General features: G+C 39.9%; 17 protein-coding genes and 1 pseudogene. 16 read left to right on the forward strand and 2 right to left on the reverse strand.

The window, feature by feature from the left end; genetic code table 11:
- Positions 1-38 precede the first annotated feature (38 nt).
- The 16 genes from mobT to CRO04_RS00725 all read left to right on the forward strand — a co-directional run bounded on the left by mobT (position 39) and on the right by CRO04_RS00725 (position 15724).
- Entirely contained in the window at positions 39-1256 is a 1218-nt protein-coding gene (mobT, locus tag CRO04_RS00645) for a MobT family relaxase (RefSeq protein WP_097002309.1), read from the forward strand.
- Positions 1257-1285: 29 nt separating this feature from the next.
- Positions 1286-1507 (forward strand): hypothetical protein, encoded by a 222-nt coding sequence (locus CRO04_RS00650; protein WP_097002310.1) that lies wholly within the window; start codon positions 1286-1288, stop codon positions 1505-1507.
- A gap of 63 nt (positions 1508-1570) precedes the next feature.
- A complete protein-coding gene (locus tag CRO04_RS00655) occupies positions 1571-2479 on the forward strand; it encodes a DUF4238 domain-containing protein (protein WP_097002311.1) in 909 nt (302 codons plus the stop codon).
- Between the two features lie 88 nt (positions 2480-2567).
- The gene (locus tag CRO04_RS00660) at positions 2568-3068 is read left to right on the forward strand and encodes an antirestriction protein ArdA (protein ID WP_097002312.1); all 501 of its coding nucleotides are present in this window, start codon (positions 2568-2570) and stop codon (positions 3066-3068) included.
- Positions 3069-3153: 85 nt separating this feature from the next.
- Positions 3154-3546 (forward strand): conjugal transfer protein, encoded by a 393-nt coding sequence (locus CRO04_RS00665; protein ID WP_097002313.1) that lies wholly within the window; start codon positions 3154-3156, stop codon positions 3544-3546.
- Positions 3530-5983, forward strand: coding sequence for an ATP-binding protein (locus tag CRO04_RS00670; protein WP_097002314.1), 2454 nt, complete (start codon positions 3530-3532; stop codon positions 5981-5983). Before CRO04_RS00665 ends, CRO04_RS00670 begins: the two co-directional genes overlap by 17 nt.
- Positions 5980-8280, forward strand: coding sequence for a CD3337/EF1877 family mobilome membrane protein (locus CRO04_RS00675; RefSeq protein WP_097002315.1), 2301 nt, complete (start codon positions 5980-5982; stop codon positions 8278-8280). The genes CRO04_RS00670 and CRO04_RS00675 overlap by 4 nt, the downstream gene beginning before the upstream one ends.
- Positions 8277-9275: a lysozyme family protein gene (locus CRO04_RS00680; RefSeq protein WP_097002316.1), complete on the forward strand. Its 999-nt coding sequence runs from the start codon at positions 8277-8279 to the stop codon at positions 9273-9275. Before CRO04_RS00675 ends, CRO04_RS00680 begins: the two co-directional genes overlap by 4 nt.
- A gap of 16 nt (positions 9276-9291) precedes the next feature.
- Positions 9292-10197, forward strand: coding sequence for a conjugal transfer protein (locus CRO04_RS00685; protein WP_097002317.1), 906 nt, complete (start codon positions 9292-9294; stop codon positions 10195-10197).
- An 85-nt stretch (positions 10198-10282) separates the two neighbouring features.
- The gene (locus CRO04_RS00690; RefSeq protein WP_166432439.1) at positions 10283-10651 is read left to right on the forward strand and encodes a BlaI/MecI/CopY family transcriptional regulator; all 369 of its coding nucleotides are present in this window, start codon (positions 10283-10285) and stop codon (positions 10649-10651) included.
- Positions 10644-12056, forward strand: a complete 1413-nt coding sequence (locus tag CRO04_RS00695; protein WP_097002319.1) for a M56 family metallopeptidase — start codon at positions 10644-10646, stop codon at positions 12054-12056. The genes CRO04_RS00690 and CRO04_RS00695 overlap by 8 nt, the downstream gene beginning before the upstream one ends.
- Before the next feature lie 388 nt (positions 12057-12444).
- Positions 12445-13251, forward strand: coding sequence for a hypothetical protein (locus CRO04_RS00700; protein WP_097002320.1), 807 nt, complete (start codon positions 12445-12447; stop codon positions 13249-13251).
- 61 nt (positions 13252-13312) lie between these two features.
- Entirely contained in the window at positions 13313-14011 is a 699-nt protein-coding gene (locus tag CRO04_RS00705) for a hypothetical protein (protein ID WP_097002321.1), read from the forward strand.
- A 334-nt stretch (positions 14012-14345) separates the two neighbouring features.
- Positions 14346-14768, forward strand: coding sequence for a sigma-70 family RNA polymerase sigma factor (locus CRO04_RS00710; RefSeq protein WP_097002322.1), 423 nt, complete (start codon positions 14346-14348; stop codon positions 14766-14768).
- Positions 14765-14995 (forward strand): helix-turn-helix domain-containing protein, encoded by a 231-nt coding sequence (locus CRO04_RS00715; RefSeq protein ID WP_097002323.1) that lies wholly within the window; start codon positions 14765-14767, stop codon positions 14993-14995. The genes CRO04_RS00710 and CRO04_RS00715 overlap by 4 nt, the downstream gene beginning before the upstream one ends.
- Positions 14996-15514: 519 nt before the next feature.
- Positions 15515-15724 carry a hypothetical protein gene (locus CRO04_RS00725; protein ID WP_097002325.1) on the forward strand — a complete coding sequence of 70 codons (210 nt, stop codon included), beginning with the start codon at positions 15515-15517 and terminating at the stop codon, positions 15722-15724.
- Here CRO04_RS00725 and CRO04_RS27360 read toward each other — a convergent pair.
- Positions 15695-15808 carry a hypothetical protein gene (locus CRO04_RS27360; protein WP_420323204.1) on the reverse strand — a complete coding sequence of 38 codons (114 nt, stop codon included), beginning with the start codon at positions 15806-15808 and terminating at the stop codon, positions 15695-15697. The genes CRO04_RS00725 and CRO04_RS27360 overlap by 30 nt on opposite strands.
- A gap of 164 nt (positions 15809-15972) precedes the next feature.
- Positions 15973-16092 (reverse strand): annotated as a pseudogene (locus CRO04_RS27365) (ferrous iron transporter B); the annotation flags it as partial.
- Positions 16093-16095: the final 3 nt, after the last annotated feature.

The raw sequence follows: 16095 nt of genomic DNA on the forward strand, positions 1-16095 counted from the left end.
ATGTCGGCTTGGTATGAAAAGTTGACATACGTTTTTTGATGGGAGGGATTTTACTGAATATTGATACATGGATACAGGAATTACGGGATAAACGTTCCGCTTACGGCGTTTCCCAAAGAAGACTGGCGGTAGCCGCCGGAATCACACGCCAGTATTTAAGCGATATGGAAACTGGAAAGATAGTTCCATCAGAGGAATTGCAAGCGTCAATTCTGGAAGCATTGGAACGGTTCAATCCTGATTCACCACTGGAAATGCTCTTTGACTATGTGCGGATTCGCTTTCCTACACTGGACGTAAAGCACATTGTTCAGGACGTTTTGAAGTTGAAGCTGTCCTATCTGCTCCATGAGGATTACGGTTTTTATTCCTATGCAGAGCATTATTCGCTGGGCGATATTTTTGTACTGGTATCCCCCGAACAGGAAAAAGGTGTTCTCTTGGAACTGAAAGGGCGTGGCTGCCGCCAATTTGAAAGCTATCTGCTGGCGCAGGAACGAAGCTGGTATGAATTTTTCATGGATTGTCTGGTTGAGGGTGGCGTGATGAAGCGTCTTGACCTTGCCATTAATGACAAGGCAGGCATTTTAAATATCCCCAACCTGACGGAGAAGTGCCGAAAAGAAGAATGTATCTCGGTCTTTCGCAGCTTTAAAAGTTACCGCAGCGGAGAACTGGTACGGCGTGAGGAAAAAGAATGTATGGGAAATACGCTTTATATCGGCTCTTTGCAAAGTGAAGTATACTTTTGCATTTATGAAAAGGATTATGAACAGTACAAGAAAAATAATATTCCCATAGAAGAAGCCGAAGTCAAGAACCGCTTTGAAATCCGGTTGAAAAATAAACGTGCCTATCATGCCTTACGTGACTTGCTTTATTATGACAATCCAGAGCGCACCGCTTTTAAGATTATTAATAGGTACGTCAGGTTTGTGGACAGAGATAATACAAAGCCCCGTTCCGATTGGCAGCTCAATGAAGAATGGGCGTGGTTTATCGGGGAGAATCGGGAAAGCATGAAGCTGACCACAAAGGCGGAGCCGTATTCCTTTCAGCGTACCTTAAACTGGCTTTCCCATCAGGTAGCCCCAACTTTAAAGGTCGCCATGAAATTAGATGAACTCAATCATACGGAGGTGGTAAAGGACATTATCACCCATGCAAAGTTGACGGAACGGCACAGAACCATTTTAAAACAGCAAGCCGCTTCTGCAAAGGAACTGATAGTAAAAGAAACTGACACTGCCCTGTAATTCGGGCGAAAAAAGAAAGGAGATTTTTTATGAATTTTGGACAGAACTTATACAACTGGTTTTTAACCAATGCACAATCCCTGGTATTGCTGGCAATTGTAGTCATTGGATTGTACTTAGGCTTCAAGCGTGAATTTTCCAAACTAATTGGATTTTTGGTGATTGCTTTAATTGCAGTTGGACTGGTGTTCAATGCTTCTGGTGTAAAAGATATTTTGCTGGAGCTGTTCAATAAGATTATTGGGGCATAACTAAGATTTAACTTTGTCTATGTTGATGGTATAATTAAATAAACGAAAGAAAAGGAGAAAACAATGTGTAATCCGATTCGACACCATCATGTGCCACAAACTTATCTAAAAAATTTTTCCTTTAAGAAAAAGGAGCAATCTAAAATATATACTTTTGACAGAAATTCCAAGAAAATATTTGAGGCAAATGTCCTTGATGTAGCAGTAGAAAAGAACTTTTACACTGTTAAGAAATGCAAAGATAATTATGCTTGGGAAAATTTCTACGCTCAAAGCATAGAACCAATAATGGGAAATGTCATTTCAAAAATAATTGGAATGGCTGAAAACTGTCTGATTCAAGAAAATACACATATTTTAGATATTGAAGTAAAAAGTAAATTGGCAATTATTATGGTAAGTCAATTACTCCGTGGCAAACAAGGCAGAGAATTTGAGCAGAAAATCTTTGACAATGTTGCTCCAGAAATTATTCATGATGTTAAAAGTAAGTTTATTGGAAAGGGGAACGATGAATTAGACGCAACTCTTGAAAATTATAAGATTAGCGAAGACATTTTTAAAATTTCAGCAATGCAGGCAACCTTAGATATCGAAAGATTAAATAGAATCTCATCAATTATATTTAATCGCTGTTGGGTTGTTTATAAAATCATTGGAAAAAGAGAGTTTGTTACCAGCGACAATCCTGTCATGTTTATGAATGGTAGTTCTTTAGATGTAACCCCATTTCATAATGGCATTACAGATAATAAGACTATTGTATTTTTTCCAATTTCTCCAAAACTTATGATTGGCGTATATGCTTATGATTTTTATTTAGGAGCACTTAACTATTGTGAAGGCTGCTTACTATTTATAGATAGCGAAAAAGATAAACATTTTATTGATAATGCTAACCAAAAGCAATCGGAACAATGTCATAGGCAGGCTTTTAGTCATTCTCAAGAAACATTAAAAGGATTATTTTAATACAAAATTATAAATTTTGTGTAGCAGTAGATTTTAATAGTCTACTGCTTTTTCATACCCATTTTTAGAAAGGACGTGAGAATTTCAAATGGAAATGCAGGTTTATATTTCAAACCTCGGCAAATACAATGAGGGCGAATTGGTCGGTGCATGGTTCACCCCTCCCATTGACCCCGAAGACGTAAAAGAAAAAATCGGGCTGAACAGCGAATATGAGGAATACGCTATCCATGATTATGAGCTGCCCTTTGACATTCAAGAATATACGTCCATTGAGGACGTTAATCGCCTGTGTTCGTTGGCAGAAGAACTCTCCGGCTCACCGATTGAATCGGAAATGAAAGAGATTCAGCAAGCCTTTTTTAGCAGCTTTGAAGAAATGGCAGAACACGCAGACGATATTCTCTGCTATCCCGATTGTGACGATATGGCAGACGTGGCACGCTACTTTATTGAAGAAACAGGAGCCTTGGGTGAAATTCCTGTCCGTCTTCAAAACTACATTGACTATGAAGCCTATGGACGTGACTTGGAGCTGGACGGCAACTTTCTAGTTACCGCTCACGGCGTATTTGTGTACGCCGGATAACCACATAACGTAACTTTGAGGGCAGTTCTTTTTCTAGGGACTGCCCTTTTTTCATGCAAATTTCAAAAAGAAAGGACAGGTTTTCATGAAGAAAATACGAAGCTATACCAGTATCTGGTCGGTGGAAAAAGTGCTCTATTCCATCAATGACTTTAAGCTGCCGTTTCCCATCACCTTTACCCAAATGACATGGTTTGTGGTGTCACTGTTTGTGGTGATACTCTTTGGCAATCTGCCGCCGCTTTCCCTGATAGACGGAGCTTTTCTCAAATACTTTGGGATTCCTCTTGCCCTCACTTGGTTCATGAGCCAGAAGACCTTTGACGGAAAGAAGCCATACGGTTTTCTAAAATCGGTCATGACCTATTTGGCACGTCCCAAAATCACCTATGCCGGAAATCCTGTGAAGCTGCAAACGAAGCGGCATACCGAAGCCATAACAGTTGTTAGGAGTGAAATCTATGACGTATCCAATTAAATATATCGAAAACAATCTAGTCTGGAACCATGACGGGGAGTGCTTTGCCTACTATGAGCTGATTCCCTACAATTACTCATTCCTAAGTCCGGAACAGAAATTTCAGGTACACGATTCGTTCCGTCAGCTCATAGCACAAAATCGTGATGGGAAAATTCATGCCCTGCAAATCAGTACGGAATCCAGCATACGGGCGGCGCAGGAACGATCCAAACAGGAAGTGACCGGAAGATTAAAGGACATTGCCTATGAAAAGATTGACCAACAGACAGAAGCCCTTGTTTCCATGATTGGAGAAAATCAGGTGGATTACCGCTTCTTTCTTGGGTTTAAGCTGCTCTTAAATGAACAGGAAGTCACGGTAAAAAATATTGGAAAAGACATGGCAAACACCTTTTCTGATTTTATTCATGAGGTGAACCACAAGCTCATGGGGGATTTTGTTTCCATGAGCAATGATGAAATTGGGCGTTTCTCTAAGATGGAAAAGCTACTGGAAAATAAGATTTCCAGACGCTTCAAGATTCGCCGCTTGGATAAAGATGATTTTGGCTATCTGCTTGAACATTTACATGGTCAGTCCGGCACTGCCTATGAGGATTACGAATATTCATTGCCAAAGAAAAAGCTCAAAGAAAAAACGCTGGTAAAGCGTTATGACCTGATTAAGCCGACCCGTTGTCTGATAGAAGAAAATCAGCGGTATTTGAAAATCGAGCAGGAGGATTCCACCACCTATGCCGCTTATTTTACAATTAACTCCATTGTGGGAGAACTCGATTTCCCCTCTTCTGAAATCTTCTATTATCAGCAACAGCAATTCACCTTTCCCATTGATACCAGCATGAATGTGGAGATTGTAGCAAATAAAAAAGCCCTCTCCACTGTCCGCAATAAGAAAAAGGAACTGAAAGACCTTGATAACCATGCATGGGAAAGTGATAACGAAACCAGCAACAATGTGATGGAAGCCTTGGATACGGTCAATGAGCTGGAAACGAACCTAGACCAGTCAAAGGAAGCTATGTATAAGCTCTCTTATGTGATACGGGTATCGGCTCCTGATTTGGAAGAACTGAAACGTCGCTGCAATGAGGTCAAAGACTTCTACGACGATTTAAGTGTTAAATTGGTTCGCCCTTTCGGGGATATGCTGGGGTTACACGGCGAATTTCTTCCTGCCAGCAAGCGGTACATGAATGATTATATCCAGTATGTGACTTCTGATTTTCTGGCAGGCTTAGGTTTTGGAGCAACGCAAATGTTAGGTGAAAATGAGGGTATCTATGTTGGCTACAGTCTGGATACGGGGAGAAATGTATACTTAAAGCCTGCCCTTGCCAGTCAGGGTGTCAAAGGTTCCGTCACCAATGCTCTTGCTGCCGCTTTTGTGGGTTCTTTGGGCGGCGGTAAATCCTTTTCCAACAACATGATTGTGTACTATTCGGTATTATTTGGGGCGCAGGCGGTCATTGTAGACCCCAAGGCAGAACGTGGGAACTGGAAAGAAACCCTGTCGGAGATTGCAGAAGAAATCAATATTGTTAATCTCACCAGTGAATACAGAAACAAAGGCTTGCTAGACCCTTATGTAATTATGAAAAATCCAAAGGATTCCGAAAGCCTAGCCATTGATATTTTAACCTTTCTTACGGGTATTTCCTCCCGTGATGGCGAACGCTTCCCTGTTCTTAGAAAAGCCATTCGTGCGGTAACAAACAGTGAAGAACGGGGATTATTGAAAGTCATTGAGGAATTAAGAGTAGAAAATACGCCTGTCAGTATCAGTATTGCAGACCATATCGAGAGCTTTACGGACTATGATTTTGCACAGCTTTTGTTTTCTAATGGAGAGGTCACACAGTCCATCAGTCTGGAAAAACAGTTGAATATCATACAGGTTGCGGATTTAGTGCTGCCGGACAAGGAAACCGGATTTGAGGAATATACCACAATAGAGCTGCTTTCCGTTGCCATGCTTATTGTTATCAGTACCTTTGCCCTTGATTTTATCCATACCGACCGGAGTATTTTTAAGATTGTAGACCTTGACGAAGCATGGAGCTTTTTACAGGTAGCTCAAGGGAAAACCTTATCTATGAAACTGGTGCGTGCCGGACGTGCCATGAACGCAGGCGTTTATTTCGTGACCCAGAATACGGACGATTTGTTGGACGAAAAGCTGAAGAACAATTTAGGGCTGAAATTTGCATTTCGCTCCACGGACATCAATGAGATTAAGAAGACACTAACTTTTTTTGGCGTGGACGCAGAGGACGAAAATAATCAGAAACGGTTACGTAACCTGGAAAACGGTCAATGCCTGATTAGTGATTTATATGGTCGTGTAGGCGTGATTCAGTTTCACCCGATTTTTGAAGATTTGCTTCATGCCTTTGATACTCGTCCTCCTGTCAGAAAAGAGGTGGAATCATGAATCAGCTTGTAACAGGCAGTGAAAAAAGGAAATGGAGCTGGCAGCGTACCGGAAAAGTGGTGATGACCGTATTTTTGATACTGGTAATCGCCCTTTTTCTTTTATCCGCATTGGGAACGGTGGCATATGCTGCCGGACTGGTTGACGATACGGTGAAAACCGGAAATGAATACAGCCGATACCCATTAGATAATTACCAGCTTGACTTCTATGTAGATAGCGGCTGGGACTGGCTTCCGTGGAACTGGCTGGACGGCATTGGGAAGCAGGTCATGTACGGGCTTTACGCCATTACGAATTTTATCTGGACAATCAGCCTGTACCTTTCCAATGCAACGGGCTATCTGGTACAGGAAGCCTATTCGCTGGATTTTATTTCCGATACGGCGGATTCCATTGGAAAGAACATACAGGCCATTGCCGGAGTGAGCACAAGCGGACTTTCCCCTGACGGCTTTTATAGCGGATTTTTACTGATTCTGATTTTAATCGTGGGGATTTACGTTGCCTATACGGGACTTATCAAACGGGAAACTACCAAAGCCATTCATGCGGTGATAAATTTTGTCGTGGTGTTTGTATTGTCGGCGGCGTTTATCGCCTATGCGCCGGACTATATCGGAAAAATCAATGACTTTTCCTCTGACATCAGCAACGCCAGTCTATCGTTAGGAACCAAAATTGTCATGCCTGATTCAGAAAGCAAAGGAAAAGACAGCGTTGACCTGATTCGTGACAGCCTGTTTTCCATACAGGTGAAACAGCCGTGGCTTTTATTACAGTTTGACAATTCAGATAGTGAAGAAATCGGAGAAGAACGAATTGGCAGCCTGCTCTCTACCAGCCCTGACGCAAACAACGGTAAGGATAGAGAGGAACTTGTCAAAGAAGAAATTGAGGACAGGGACAATACAAACCTCACCATAACAAAGACCATCAACCGCTTAGATATGGTGTTCTTTCTGTTTCTCTTTAATATCGGGATTTCTGTTTTTGTATTTCTGCTTACTGGCATTTTGATTTTCTCGCAGGTGCTTTTTATTATCTATGCAATGTTCCTGCCTGTCAGCTTTTTACTAAGCATGATTCCTACCTTTGAGGGTATGACGAAGCATGCCATTACAAAGCTGTTTAATACCATTCTTACAAGAGCAGGCATTACACTGATTATTACTACGGCGTTTAGTATTTCCACCATGCTCTATACCTTGTCTACAGGATATCCATTCTTTATGGTGGCATTTTTGCAGATCGTCACCTTTGCCGGAATCTATTTTAAGCTGGGGGATTTAATGAGTATGTTCTCCTTGCAAAGCGGCGATTCCCAAAGCGTAGGCAGGCAGATCATGAGAAGACCTCGAATGCTCATGCAGGCTCATATGCACCGCTTACAGTATAAGCTGGGGCGTTCCGTGGCAGCGATTGGAAAAGGTCAGAATACGGGCAAAAAGACCGAAACCAGCGCAGGAACTTCCGCTTCCAGAGCAACGCAGGCAGACCATACCCGACCAGACAGGGAATCTGCCAGCAGACCGGAGCAATCCTCTTTTGGGAAACGTGCCGGAGAAGTGGCAGGAAAAGTGATGGATACCAAAGACCGTATTCGGGATACCGCAGGACAACTAAAGGAGCAGGCAAAGGATTTCCCCGTCAATGCCAGATATGCCCTTTATCATGGAAGAACGCAGGTATCGGAGGGCATACAGGAATTTACTTCCGGCGTATCACAGACCAGAACTGCCACACAGGAAGAACAGCAGGAAAAAGCCCAAAAGCGGAGAAAAACCATTGCACAGCGTCGGTCAGAAATGGAACGGGCAAGGCAACAAACAGCTTCCAATATAGAAAAAACACCAAATGCGTCTAAAGTGGGCGGCTCGGTTTATGAAAGACCTGCTACTGCCCTAACCAGACAATCCCATCCGATTGTTGACAACCCGACACCAGCAACCAGACCCACCATACAGCCGGAACCTGCCAGAACCGTCCCCCAAAGATATGTTGTTTCTGCTAAGGGAGAACAACAAAGGCTCGATAGAGTACCCGACCATCAGACTGCACAACCAGAACAGCAGGGTTCTTCTGAAAAGCAAGCCGTACAAAGAGCTGCTTCTTCCAGTCAGAGGGAACGTGCCTTTCCGGTAGAACGACAAACGCAATCTGGCAGCTCCCCTGCTCCTGTTCAAAAACGGATTTTACGGCAATCTACACAAAAGCGCAGATTTACTGTAAAACGGGAACAGAAAATAAAAGGTTCCACTATTACTCCAACCAGAAAGGAGGAACCGAAATCATGAGAGGAAAGCATATCCTGATTGCTTTTTCCGGTGTGTTCCTCTTAATATTTTCTCTCCTTTTACTGGTGGTAATTCTTTTTTCGGAGGAAGAAGACGGAGGGCATGACCTGTTATACGGAGGTGTAAATGTGTCAGCGGAAGTGCTGGCACATAAGCCCATGCTGGAACAATACACCAGAGAATACGGCATAGAGGATTACATCAATGTACTACTTGCAATCATTCAGGTAGAATCTGGCGGTACGTTGGAGGACGTAATGCAGTCCTCGGAATCTATGGGCTTGCCGCCAAACACGTTGAGTACAGAGGAATCCATAAAACAGGGGTGCAAGTATTTTGCTTCTCTGCTGGAATCAGCAAAGGCAAAGGGCTGTGACCTAAATTCCGTTATCCAGTCCTATAACTATGGCGGTGGCTTCCTTGACTACGTGGCAAAGCGTGGGAAGAAATACACTTTCCAGCTTGCGGAGAATTTTTCAAAGATACAGTCAAATGGCGTGAAAGTCTCCTATTCCTATCCTATCGCTGTCCAGAAAAACGGCGGCTGGCGGTACAATTACGGAAATATGTTCTATGTATTGCTGGTGTGGGAATATCTGACAACGGCGCAGTTTGATGATGAAACGGTACAGGCAGTTATGACGGAAGCCCTAAAATATCAGGGTTGGCGGTATATATACGGAGGTTCTTCACCGACCACTTCCTTTGATTGCAGCGGTCTGATTCAGTGGTGTTATGGAAAAGCAGGAATTTCCCTGCCAAGAACCGCACAGGAGCAATACGACGTGACTCAGCATATCCCTTTATCCGAAGCAAAGGCTGGGGATTTGGTCTTTTTTCATTCCACCTATGACGCAGGTACTTACATTACTCATATCGGGATATATCAAGGAAATAACCGCATGTTCCATGCCGGTGACCCAATCGGTTATACCGATTTAACCAGTTCTTATTGGCAGCAACATTTAGTTGGTGCAGGAAGAATCAAACGATAGAAAGGACAATATTAATATGAATTTAAAGAAAAAGCAAGAACAACCAGAGCAGGTAAAAGAGAAAAAGTTACGTGTATATAAAGTAAATACCCACAAGAAAACGGTTATAGCCTTGTGGGTGCTTCTGGCAGTTAGCTTCTGTTTTGCGGTCTATAAAAATTTCACCGCAATCGACATACACACGCTTCACGAAACAAAGGTAGTAGAGGAAAAAATCGTGGATACTCATAGGATAGAAAATTTTGTAGAGGATTTCGCCAAAGCCTATTATTCTTGGGATCAGACGGCAGCTTCCCTTGATAACCGGAATCAATCCATCAAGAATTATCTGACCAAAGAGTTACAGGCACTCAACACGAATACAATCCGAAAAGATATTCCGGTTTCTTCTTCTGTCCGTGATGTACAGATTTGGACTGTGACAGACGACGGGGAAAACCAGTTCAACGTAACCTTTACAGTAGACCAGTTGATTACAGAGGGAGAAAATCAAAAGACGATACGTTCTGCTTATGAAGTGGCGGTTTATGTAGATGGTTCTGGAAATATGGTTATCACAAAGAATCCTACTATTTGCAGCATACCTGAAAAATCAAGCTATGAGCCAAAAGCAAAAGAAAGTGACGGAACGGTAGACGCGGCAACCACCAATGAAATTAATGAGTTTTTAACCACGTTCTTTAAGCTCTACCCTACCGCTACGGAAAAAGAGTTGTCCTATTATGTAAATGACCACGTATTAAAACCAATTGAAAAAGATTATGTGTTTTCAGAACTGATAAATCCCATTTATAACCGAAGCGGTAATCAGGTCACGGTTTCGCTGGCAGTCAAGTATCTGGATAATCAAACAAAAGCAACGCAAATATCACAATTTGAGCTGGTGCTGGAAAGGGTCGAAAACTGGAAGATTGTTAACTAATATTTTTTTAGATCGCAAAAAAATAATTTTCGCCCTTAACATTACTACATCATTGATGTATAATGTAGTAAGAAAGGAGGGACTGATGAATAATAAACTATCACCTACAGAATATCAATTCATGGAAATAATATGGGAACACCCAGATGGAGTTTCAAGTTTTGATATTTACAATCAATTTTCGCAGTCATTAAGTGCAAAAAGTACAATTTTATCAAGAATCGTTAAAAAGGGATATGCCAGGTGCGAACATAAAGGAAAGCAGGTGTATTATTATGCTAATCTAACAAAAAGAGATTATGAGAAATTGATAATACAAGAGGACATCAAACAAAAGATGGGATTTAATTCTTTTCAGAAACTATTTGCGGCTTTTTGTGGAAAAAAGGGTCTCACAGAAAATCAGGCCAATCAATTAAGGAAATTAATAGAAGAAATGGAGGACGATGAGTGATTTATTTGTAATACTGGTTTCAACATCTTTATGTGGAGATGTGATATTTGGACTAACCTTATCAATTAAATTTTTATTGGCGAACAAATATTCAGATTTTATCTATATTTTAATGAAAATTATTGGGATTTTCTTTTTACTACCTGTATTTGTCATAAGTAAGCATGTTATCAACGACAGCAGCACTTACTACAAAGTCAATTACCAGTCAGAAGATTTTAACTATATCCAGCAGATTGACGGATTTAAAAAATTAGATCTGCTTTCAGATAGTCCATATATCAGCATTGTTGGAATAATTATTCTTATATGGTTTGTTGTATTTGTCCTTTTTTACATGGTAGGTAGTATTCAGGGAATGTTACTGATAAATAAAATCATGAAAAGAACTACGTATTGTGGAGTTAATCAACAATCACTACTGGACGAATTAAAAGGGCAATTGAAAATCAAAAAAGATATTAAACTCTATAAGTCCGATATCGTACAAACCCCTTTCCTAACCGGAATTTTCTATCCAAAGATAATTCTTCCTAACGTATCTCTAACAGATGAAGACTGGAAATTATTAATGAAGCATGAACTTACACATTATAAAAACCATGATTTATTATTTAAAAATCTGATAGAATTAATTCAGAAAATTCATTGGTTTAATCCGTTTATATATTTTTATGCCAAGGTCTTTTTTGAATCAAGTGAGTTAGTATGCGACCAGTTTACGATTAAGTCTGCTACTGCAAAACAGCGGACAAAGTATGCAAACTTGTTAATACTATTAGCAGCAGAAACACCATCTAACAAAGCAATTGCATCTTTTTCAAACAGTGATTATAAAGTATTAGAGAGGAGAATACATAACATTATGAAAAAACCAAGTTCTAAGAAAAAATATGTGGTAGCATTAACCACAACATGTTTACTGTTATCCTGTCCAATTGTCTCCTATGCCTCTACCTGGGGAACCATGTATTTACAGGATAAACTGGTCACGAATATTGAAGAAAAAAATAGTATTGAAGAGAGTTCCTCCACGCTTTTTGTGGAAATGAATGACTATTCACCAGCAAGTTCTGACTATGTTTATGCAGGAGATATAGGATTAAGAGGAATCAATCAGGTTGATTATGTATTATCTGCTACCGGAGAAGCCCACTATCAAACGATAAACTTAAATTCTGGTTCTACAGTAAGGATCTCTTTGTCATCTGAAAATTCTTCAGATAAATACAGAGTTGGGATCATCAACGGAAGCGGCTCGAAACGTTATGTATCAGCGAACAAAGGAATGGTTAGCAAAGAGTTTAGTATAACCGAAGCTGGAGAATACACTATATATTTTCAGGGTAAAAATACGAATGGGCAAAGTATTCATTTAATGGGTACAATAAATATTAATTATTAAATTTGTAGAAATGGCTCTCGAATTTGCAAGAGTCATTTCTTTTATTATAAAAATCTTAATTTTATGGAAACGTCGTTGACATTACTACAAAAAGTGCTATCATTGTAGTATGAACAAAGGTAAAAAATTTTAAACTCTATTTTATACACTTACTGTATCAATTCTAAAAAGGTAAGCAAAGATAATGGCTTTATCAGTATCAAAACATTAAACTTTAATGCATAAAGCTAAAAAAACCATTATCATAACAAATATTTTTCTCAATATAAAAGAAAGAGAGGTGAATATTATGAGAAAAAACAGAAAGTCTTACTTGTATATGAGATGTTAAATTCTAAATCATTAATTAAGTGCACTTTTTAATCGACGTTAGAATGGAGGTAACTAAATGAAAAAAACGTTTAAAAAAACTTCGGCGTTTTTATTAGCTTCAATGATGTGTGTTACCATGGCAGGCACAGCGTTTGCTTATAGTCCGTCAGTAACCGTAGGCATATCCCCGTCAGGATCTAGCCTAAAATTTAGTGCTCAGGTTAAGACTGACGCTCCTGCAAATTATGTAGACAATATTTACTTGTCAACAGAATCAATTAACGAAGATACAGGATCAGTTCTTAGTGCATGGGATGGCTCAAAATCAGGACAGAAAAGCCTTTCATCAGGTTATACCTTAAAAAACCCTATAGCTACAGCGTATAGTAAATGGGCATATGGCGAGATTAATTACATTTCTGCTGTTCCAGATGATGGATTTTCAGATACTGTTAGTACATATTATCAGAACAAACGTAGTGCCAATAAAAGCTTAATTGCAAAACGAGATAATTCGATAGCTGACAGTTTTGATATTGATTTGAGTGGTTTCGAAATATTGAATCCACCAGATAAAGAATACTTTGCTAAAGGATTGTTACAGACAAGAAAACAGGCAAATGTTCAAGCTGGTGATACCGTTCCAGTTACGTATATAAATGAAGACGGTTCACAGGCATATGTAATTAAACAGGATGCTTATGGCACAAATTATATGTTTGAATTTGAAAATTCTGGTGATGATTGGACTTTAATTACCAGCGATCAGGTGAAGGGAAAAATAATGGAACCTACTAATCAAGCAGAAGCATTAAGCCATATAAATGAAGCAGAATCAGAAATGGAAATAGATATTTCGTCCTCTGAGTTTCTAGCTGAATAAAGAACAGGCTGTTATATTAATGTATTATTAGTACAAATACATAATTTGAGAGGAGAAAATTATGGTCAAGAAAATTATTTCAATTTTAACAGCAGCTATTATTATTTCGCTACCTTCAATCACCACCATGGCAGCTACCGTAGAAGCCGACGACGCCACTGGCTATACACAAAAAGTAGTGTCTCAGAATATTATTGGTAACCCATCGGGAAGTGCAGCACTTATAAGTGACGATGATCCATTGCTAGATGGACATTTTTATAATGGTGAACTGGTAAATGGCTCTATTTGCTATAGTAAAAATGAAGCTGAGCAAGTTCTGGCATATGATAGAGCACACCTCAATACAATCGATAGTTCTGACGCTGCTAATGAGGACACTGCTTCTGCTTCTAATGTCTATCCCGTAACTGGAAAATTTGTTGGTATTGACAACGATGGGAATTTCTTTTTCACGATTCATAGTAGCGGCTCCAATAGCGGAAGATATTCTGCTGCTTCTGAAATGCCCGTTCAAACTAAAGCACAGTTATACAATGAATCTAGTGATAATACATATACCAATGACAATCAAAGTTATATCGTCACACTTACCGGGCCAAATGGTGTGGTAGGAAGCTATAGAGGGTATGCAGACAATGTACGTGGTGGCCTTACCTTTTCAACCAGTGGTGCTGTTGGGGTTTATAACGTAAAAGTTACAGTGAGCGGCCTTAGTAAGAATGTATATTTAAATGGTTCCGGATCAATTGATTTTTAGGAACACTAAAACTTCTCTGTAATTAAGTTTCAAATAACAGGCCTTCGAAAAGATCGCCTGTTATTTTTTGTTAATAATTGAAACCTCATTATAATAATCCAGAAAACGTAGTACACATGTACTCAATGTAATCATGTCTACACTTAATCTTAGCCGTATAATGACTTTTATAACATAAAAAACACACATGCAGAAAAATATCTGTTTGTGTGTTTTTTGTTTCTAAAAATTTTTCTTCCAATGCAACTGGAATCCCTTTCGTGTCGGGACTTAGTGCGAAAGGGAGCAAAAAACATGTCTTACTCTCTTTCATGGCTAAAGGGGGTGAGAAATTATGAAGCCATCTTGTTTTCAGAAAACCATAGAAAATCAGTTTGATTATATATGCAAACGTGCTATGGAAGATGAACGGAAGGACTACCAGAGATACATTTCAAGATTATCCAAACATGAAATATCGTTTTCTGATATGGGGGATTATCTCATCAGTCAGTTTTCAACCGTAGATAACTATGCAACTGATTTTCACACTTTCATACTAAATGGCTCGACCATAGGTGTGGAAAATGATTTATTAAGTGAAGCATTAAAAAGTCTGGCAGAAAAGAAACGAGAAATTATTTTGCTCTACTACTTTATGGATATGAATGATACAGAAATAGCAGAAATTCTAAAACTGAACCGATCTACGGTCTATCGTCACAGAACCAGTGGACTAGCCTTTATTAAAGAATTTATGGAGGAGCATACGGAATGAAAACTACATATCCCATGGTTTCCTATTCTGTTATCACAGCAGCAACAGACGGTGATACGGAGGCTATCAATCAAATTGTGAAGCATTACAGGGGCTATATTGCCAAAAGATCTCTCCGCCCGATGAAAGACGAATATGGGAATCAGCATATGGTTGTTGATGAAACTTTGCGAAGCAGAATGGAAACCAGACTGATTACTAAGATTTTATCTTTTGAAATTAAATAACCATAATTCCTTTCGTGGAAGCGTGCTGATCCACGCTTCCCGAACGGTGAAGTTTGTCTTGTCATTCTGTCAAAGCATACTGCCGTCAGCGTGTTTTGACAGGCTGTCAAGTCTGCTGTTCTTTGAAAATCAAATAAAAGCAATCGAATACCTTTCAATAGGGAGAGAGCCGACGGACTGACACGCCATGACCCGAAAGGGGGAAAAGAAAGAGCGAATCCTGTCAGTGTCCCGTAAGCAGCCTTTGGCAAGGCTGCCGCCATGACTTCCCTATTGTGATAATGATACTCCCGTTCAGCCATAGCCCGAGCGTGAAAGAACCGTCGCAGGCAATGGGTACGGCTGCATGAGAACCATGCAGGGGTGAGATTCCCGTGAGCTTTGCCAGAGCTGTTCATTTGCTTCATAAATAACAGCGAATCCGCACTTGTAAAAGAAGCTGCACATACATGTATAGGACATACAGATATTTTCATAACATGAAGTATCTAACTTTACATTATCAAAGGGAGGGAGTGAATGAAAAAGAATTGTATTCAAAACGTCATAATTCATGTTCCTGACGGAATGGATCTTCACGCCCTCTCTGACAAAATAAATGAATTTCATATAGAAATCATAGAACGTAAACTGCATAGTTCTAATCTAACAAACCAAGAAAAGGTAGCTGTCATAGATAAAATACTGGAAAACTTAAAATTACGGGAACAAGATGGAACAATCAAATAAGTGTTTGTAGAGCCGCCATATATGATAAGGTGGCTTTGCTTTCTTTTGTTCCCAGCTCCGAAGCGTAAAGTGTTTCACACCCATAAGCTGTGCAAGCTCCTGTTGCGATAATCGGTTCTTTTTCCGATAGGCTTTCAACCTTTCGGCATAATTATCATAGCTGGTATCAGTTACTGGTATTACCAATTCGGCTGTTTCTTCATTGTCAGCACCAAGGAACAATTTTGTTTCCCTTTGTATGGTTGCGCAAAACGGCCGTTGCAGGGAACAAAGTTGTTGGTAATCATTGCAATAAGGCGTTCTCTGGGGGAATCAATGATACGGCAGCCTACAATCCCTGCCGCATTACAGCCGAAGCCCATGCACATGAC

Source organism: Lacrimispora amygdalina, from assembly GCF_900205965.1.
Taxonomy (GTDB): domain Bacteria; phylum Bacillota; class Clostridia; order Lachnospirales; family Lachnospiraceae; genus Lacrimispora; species Lacrimispora amygdalina_A.

Bases quoted from the DNA above. Each gene is read 5' to 3' on its own strand.
- CRO04_RS00695 (WP_097002319.1), top strand. From the start codon at position 10,644: ATGAGTGATTTATTTGTAATACTGGTTTCAACATCTTTATGTGGAGAT.
- CRO04_RS00725 (WP_097002325.1), top strand. From the start codon at position 15,515: ATGAAAAAGAATTGTATTCAAAACGTCATAATTCATGTTCCTGACGGA.
- CRO04_RS00665 (WP_097002313.1), top strand. From the start codon at position 3,154: ATGAAGAAAATACGAAGCTATACCAGTATCTGGTCGGTGGAAAAAGTG.
- CRO04_RS00685 (WP_097002317.1), top strand. From the start codon at position 9,292: ATGAATTTAAAGAAAAAGCAAGAACAACCAGAGCAGGTAAAAGAGAAA.
- CRO04_RS00680 (WP_097002316.1), top strand. From the start codon at position 8,277: ATGAGAGGAAAGCATATCCTGATTGCTTTTTCCGGTGTGTTCCTCTTA.
- CRO04_RS00675 (WP_097002315.1), top strand. From the start codon at position 5,980: ATGAATCAGCTTGTAACAGGCAGTGAAAAAAGGAAATGGAGCTGGCAG.
- CRO04_RS00710 (WP_097002322.1), top strand. From the start codon at position 14,346: ATGAAGCCATCTTGTTTTCAGAAAACCATAGAAAATCAGTTTGATTAT.
- CRO04_RS00700 (WP_097002320.1), top strand. From the start codon at position 12,445: ATGAAAAAAACGTTTAAAAAAACTTCGGCGTTTTTATTAGCTTCAATG.
- CRO04_RS00655 (WP_097002311.1), top strand. From the start codon at position 1,571: ATGTGTAATCCGATTCGACACCATCATGTGCCACAAACTTATCTAAAA.
- CRO04_RS00670 (WP_097002314.1), top strand. From the start codon at position 3,530: ATGACGTATCCAATTAAATATATCGAAAACAATCTAGTCTGGAACCAT.
- mobT (WP_097002309.1), top strand. From the start codon at position 39: ATGGGAGGGATTTTACTGAATATTGATACATGGATACAGGAATTACGG.
- CRO04_RS00690 (WP_166432439.1), top strand. From the start codon at position 10,283: ATGAATAATAAACTATCACCTACAGAATATCAATTCATGGAAATAATA.
- CRO04_RS00660 (WP_097002312.1), top strand. From the start codon at position 2,568: ATGGAAATGCAGGTTTATATTTCAAACCTCGGCAAATACAATGAGGGC.
- CRO04_RS00650 (WP_097002310.1), top strand. From the start codon at position 1,286: ATGAATTTTGGACAGAACTTATACAACTGGTTTTTAACCAATGCACAA.
- CRO04_RS27360 (WP_420323204.1), bottom strand. From the start codon at position 15,808: ATGGGTGTGAAACACTTTACGCTTCGGAGCTGGGAACAAAAGAAAGCA.
- CRO04_RS00715 (WP_097002323.1), top strand. From the start codon at position 14,765: ATGAAAACTACATATCCCATGGTTTCCTATTCTGTTATCACAGCAGCA.
- CRO04_RS00705 (WP_097002321.1), top strand. From the start codon at position 13,313: ATGGTCAAGAAAATTATTTCAATTTTAACAGCAGCTATTATTATTTCG.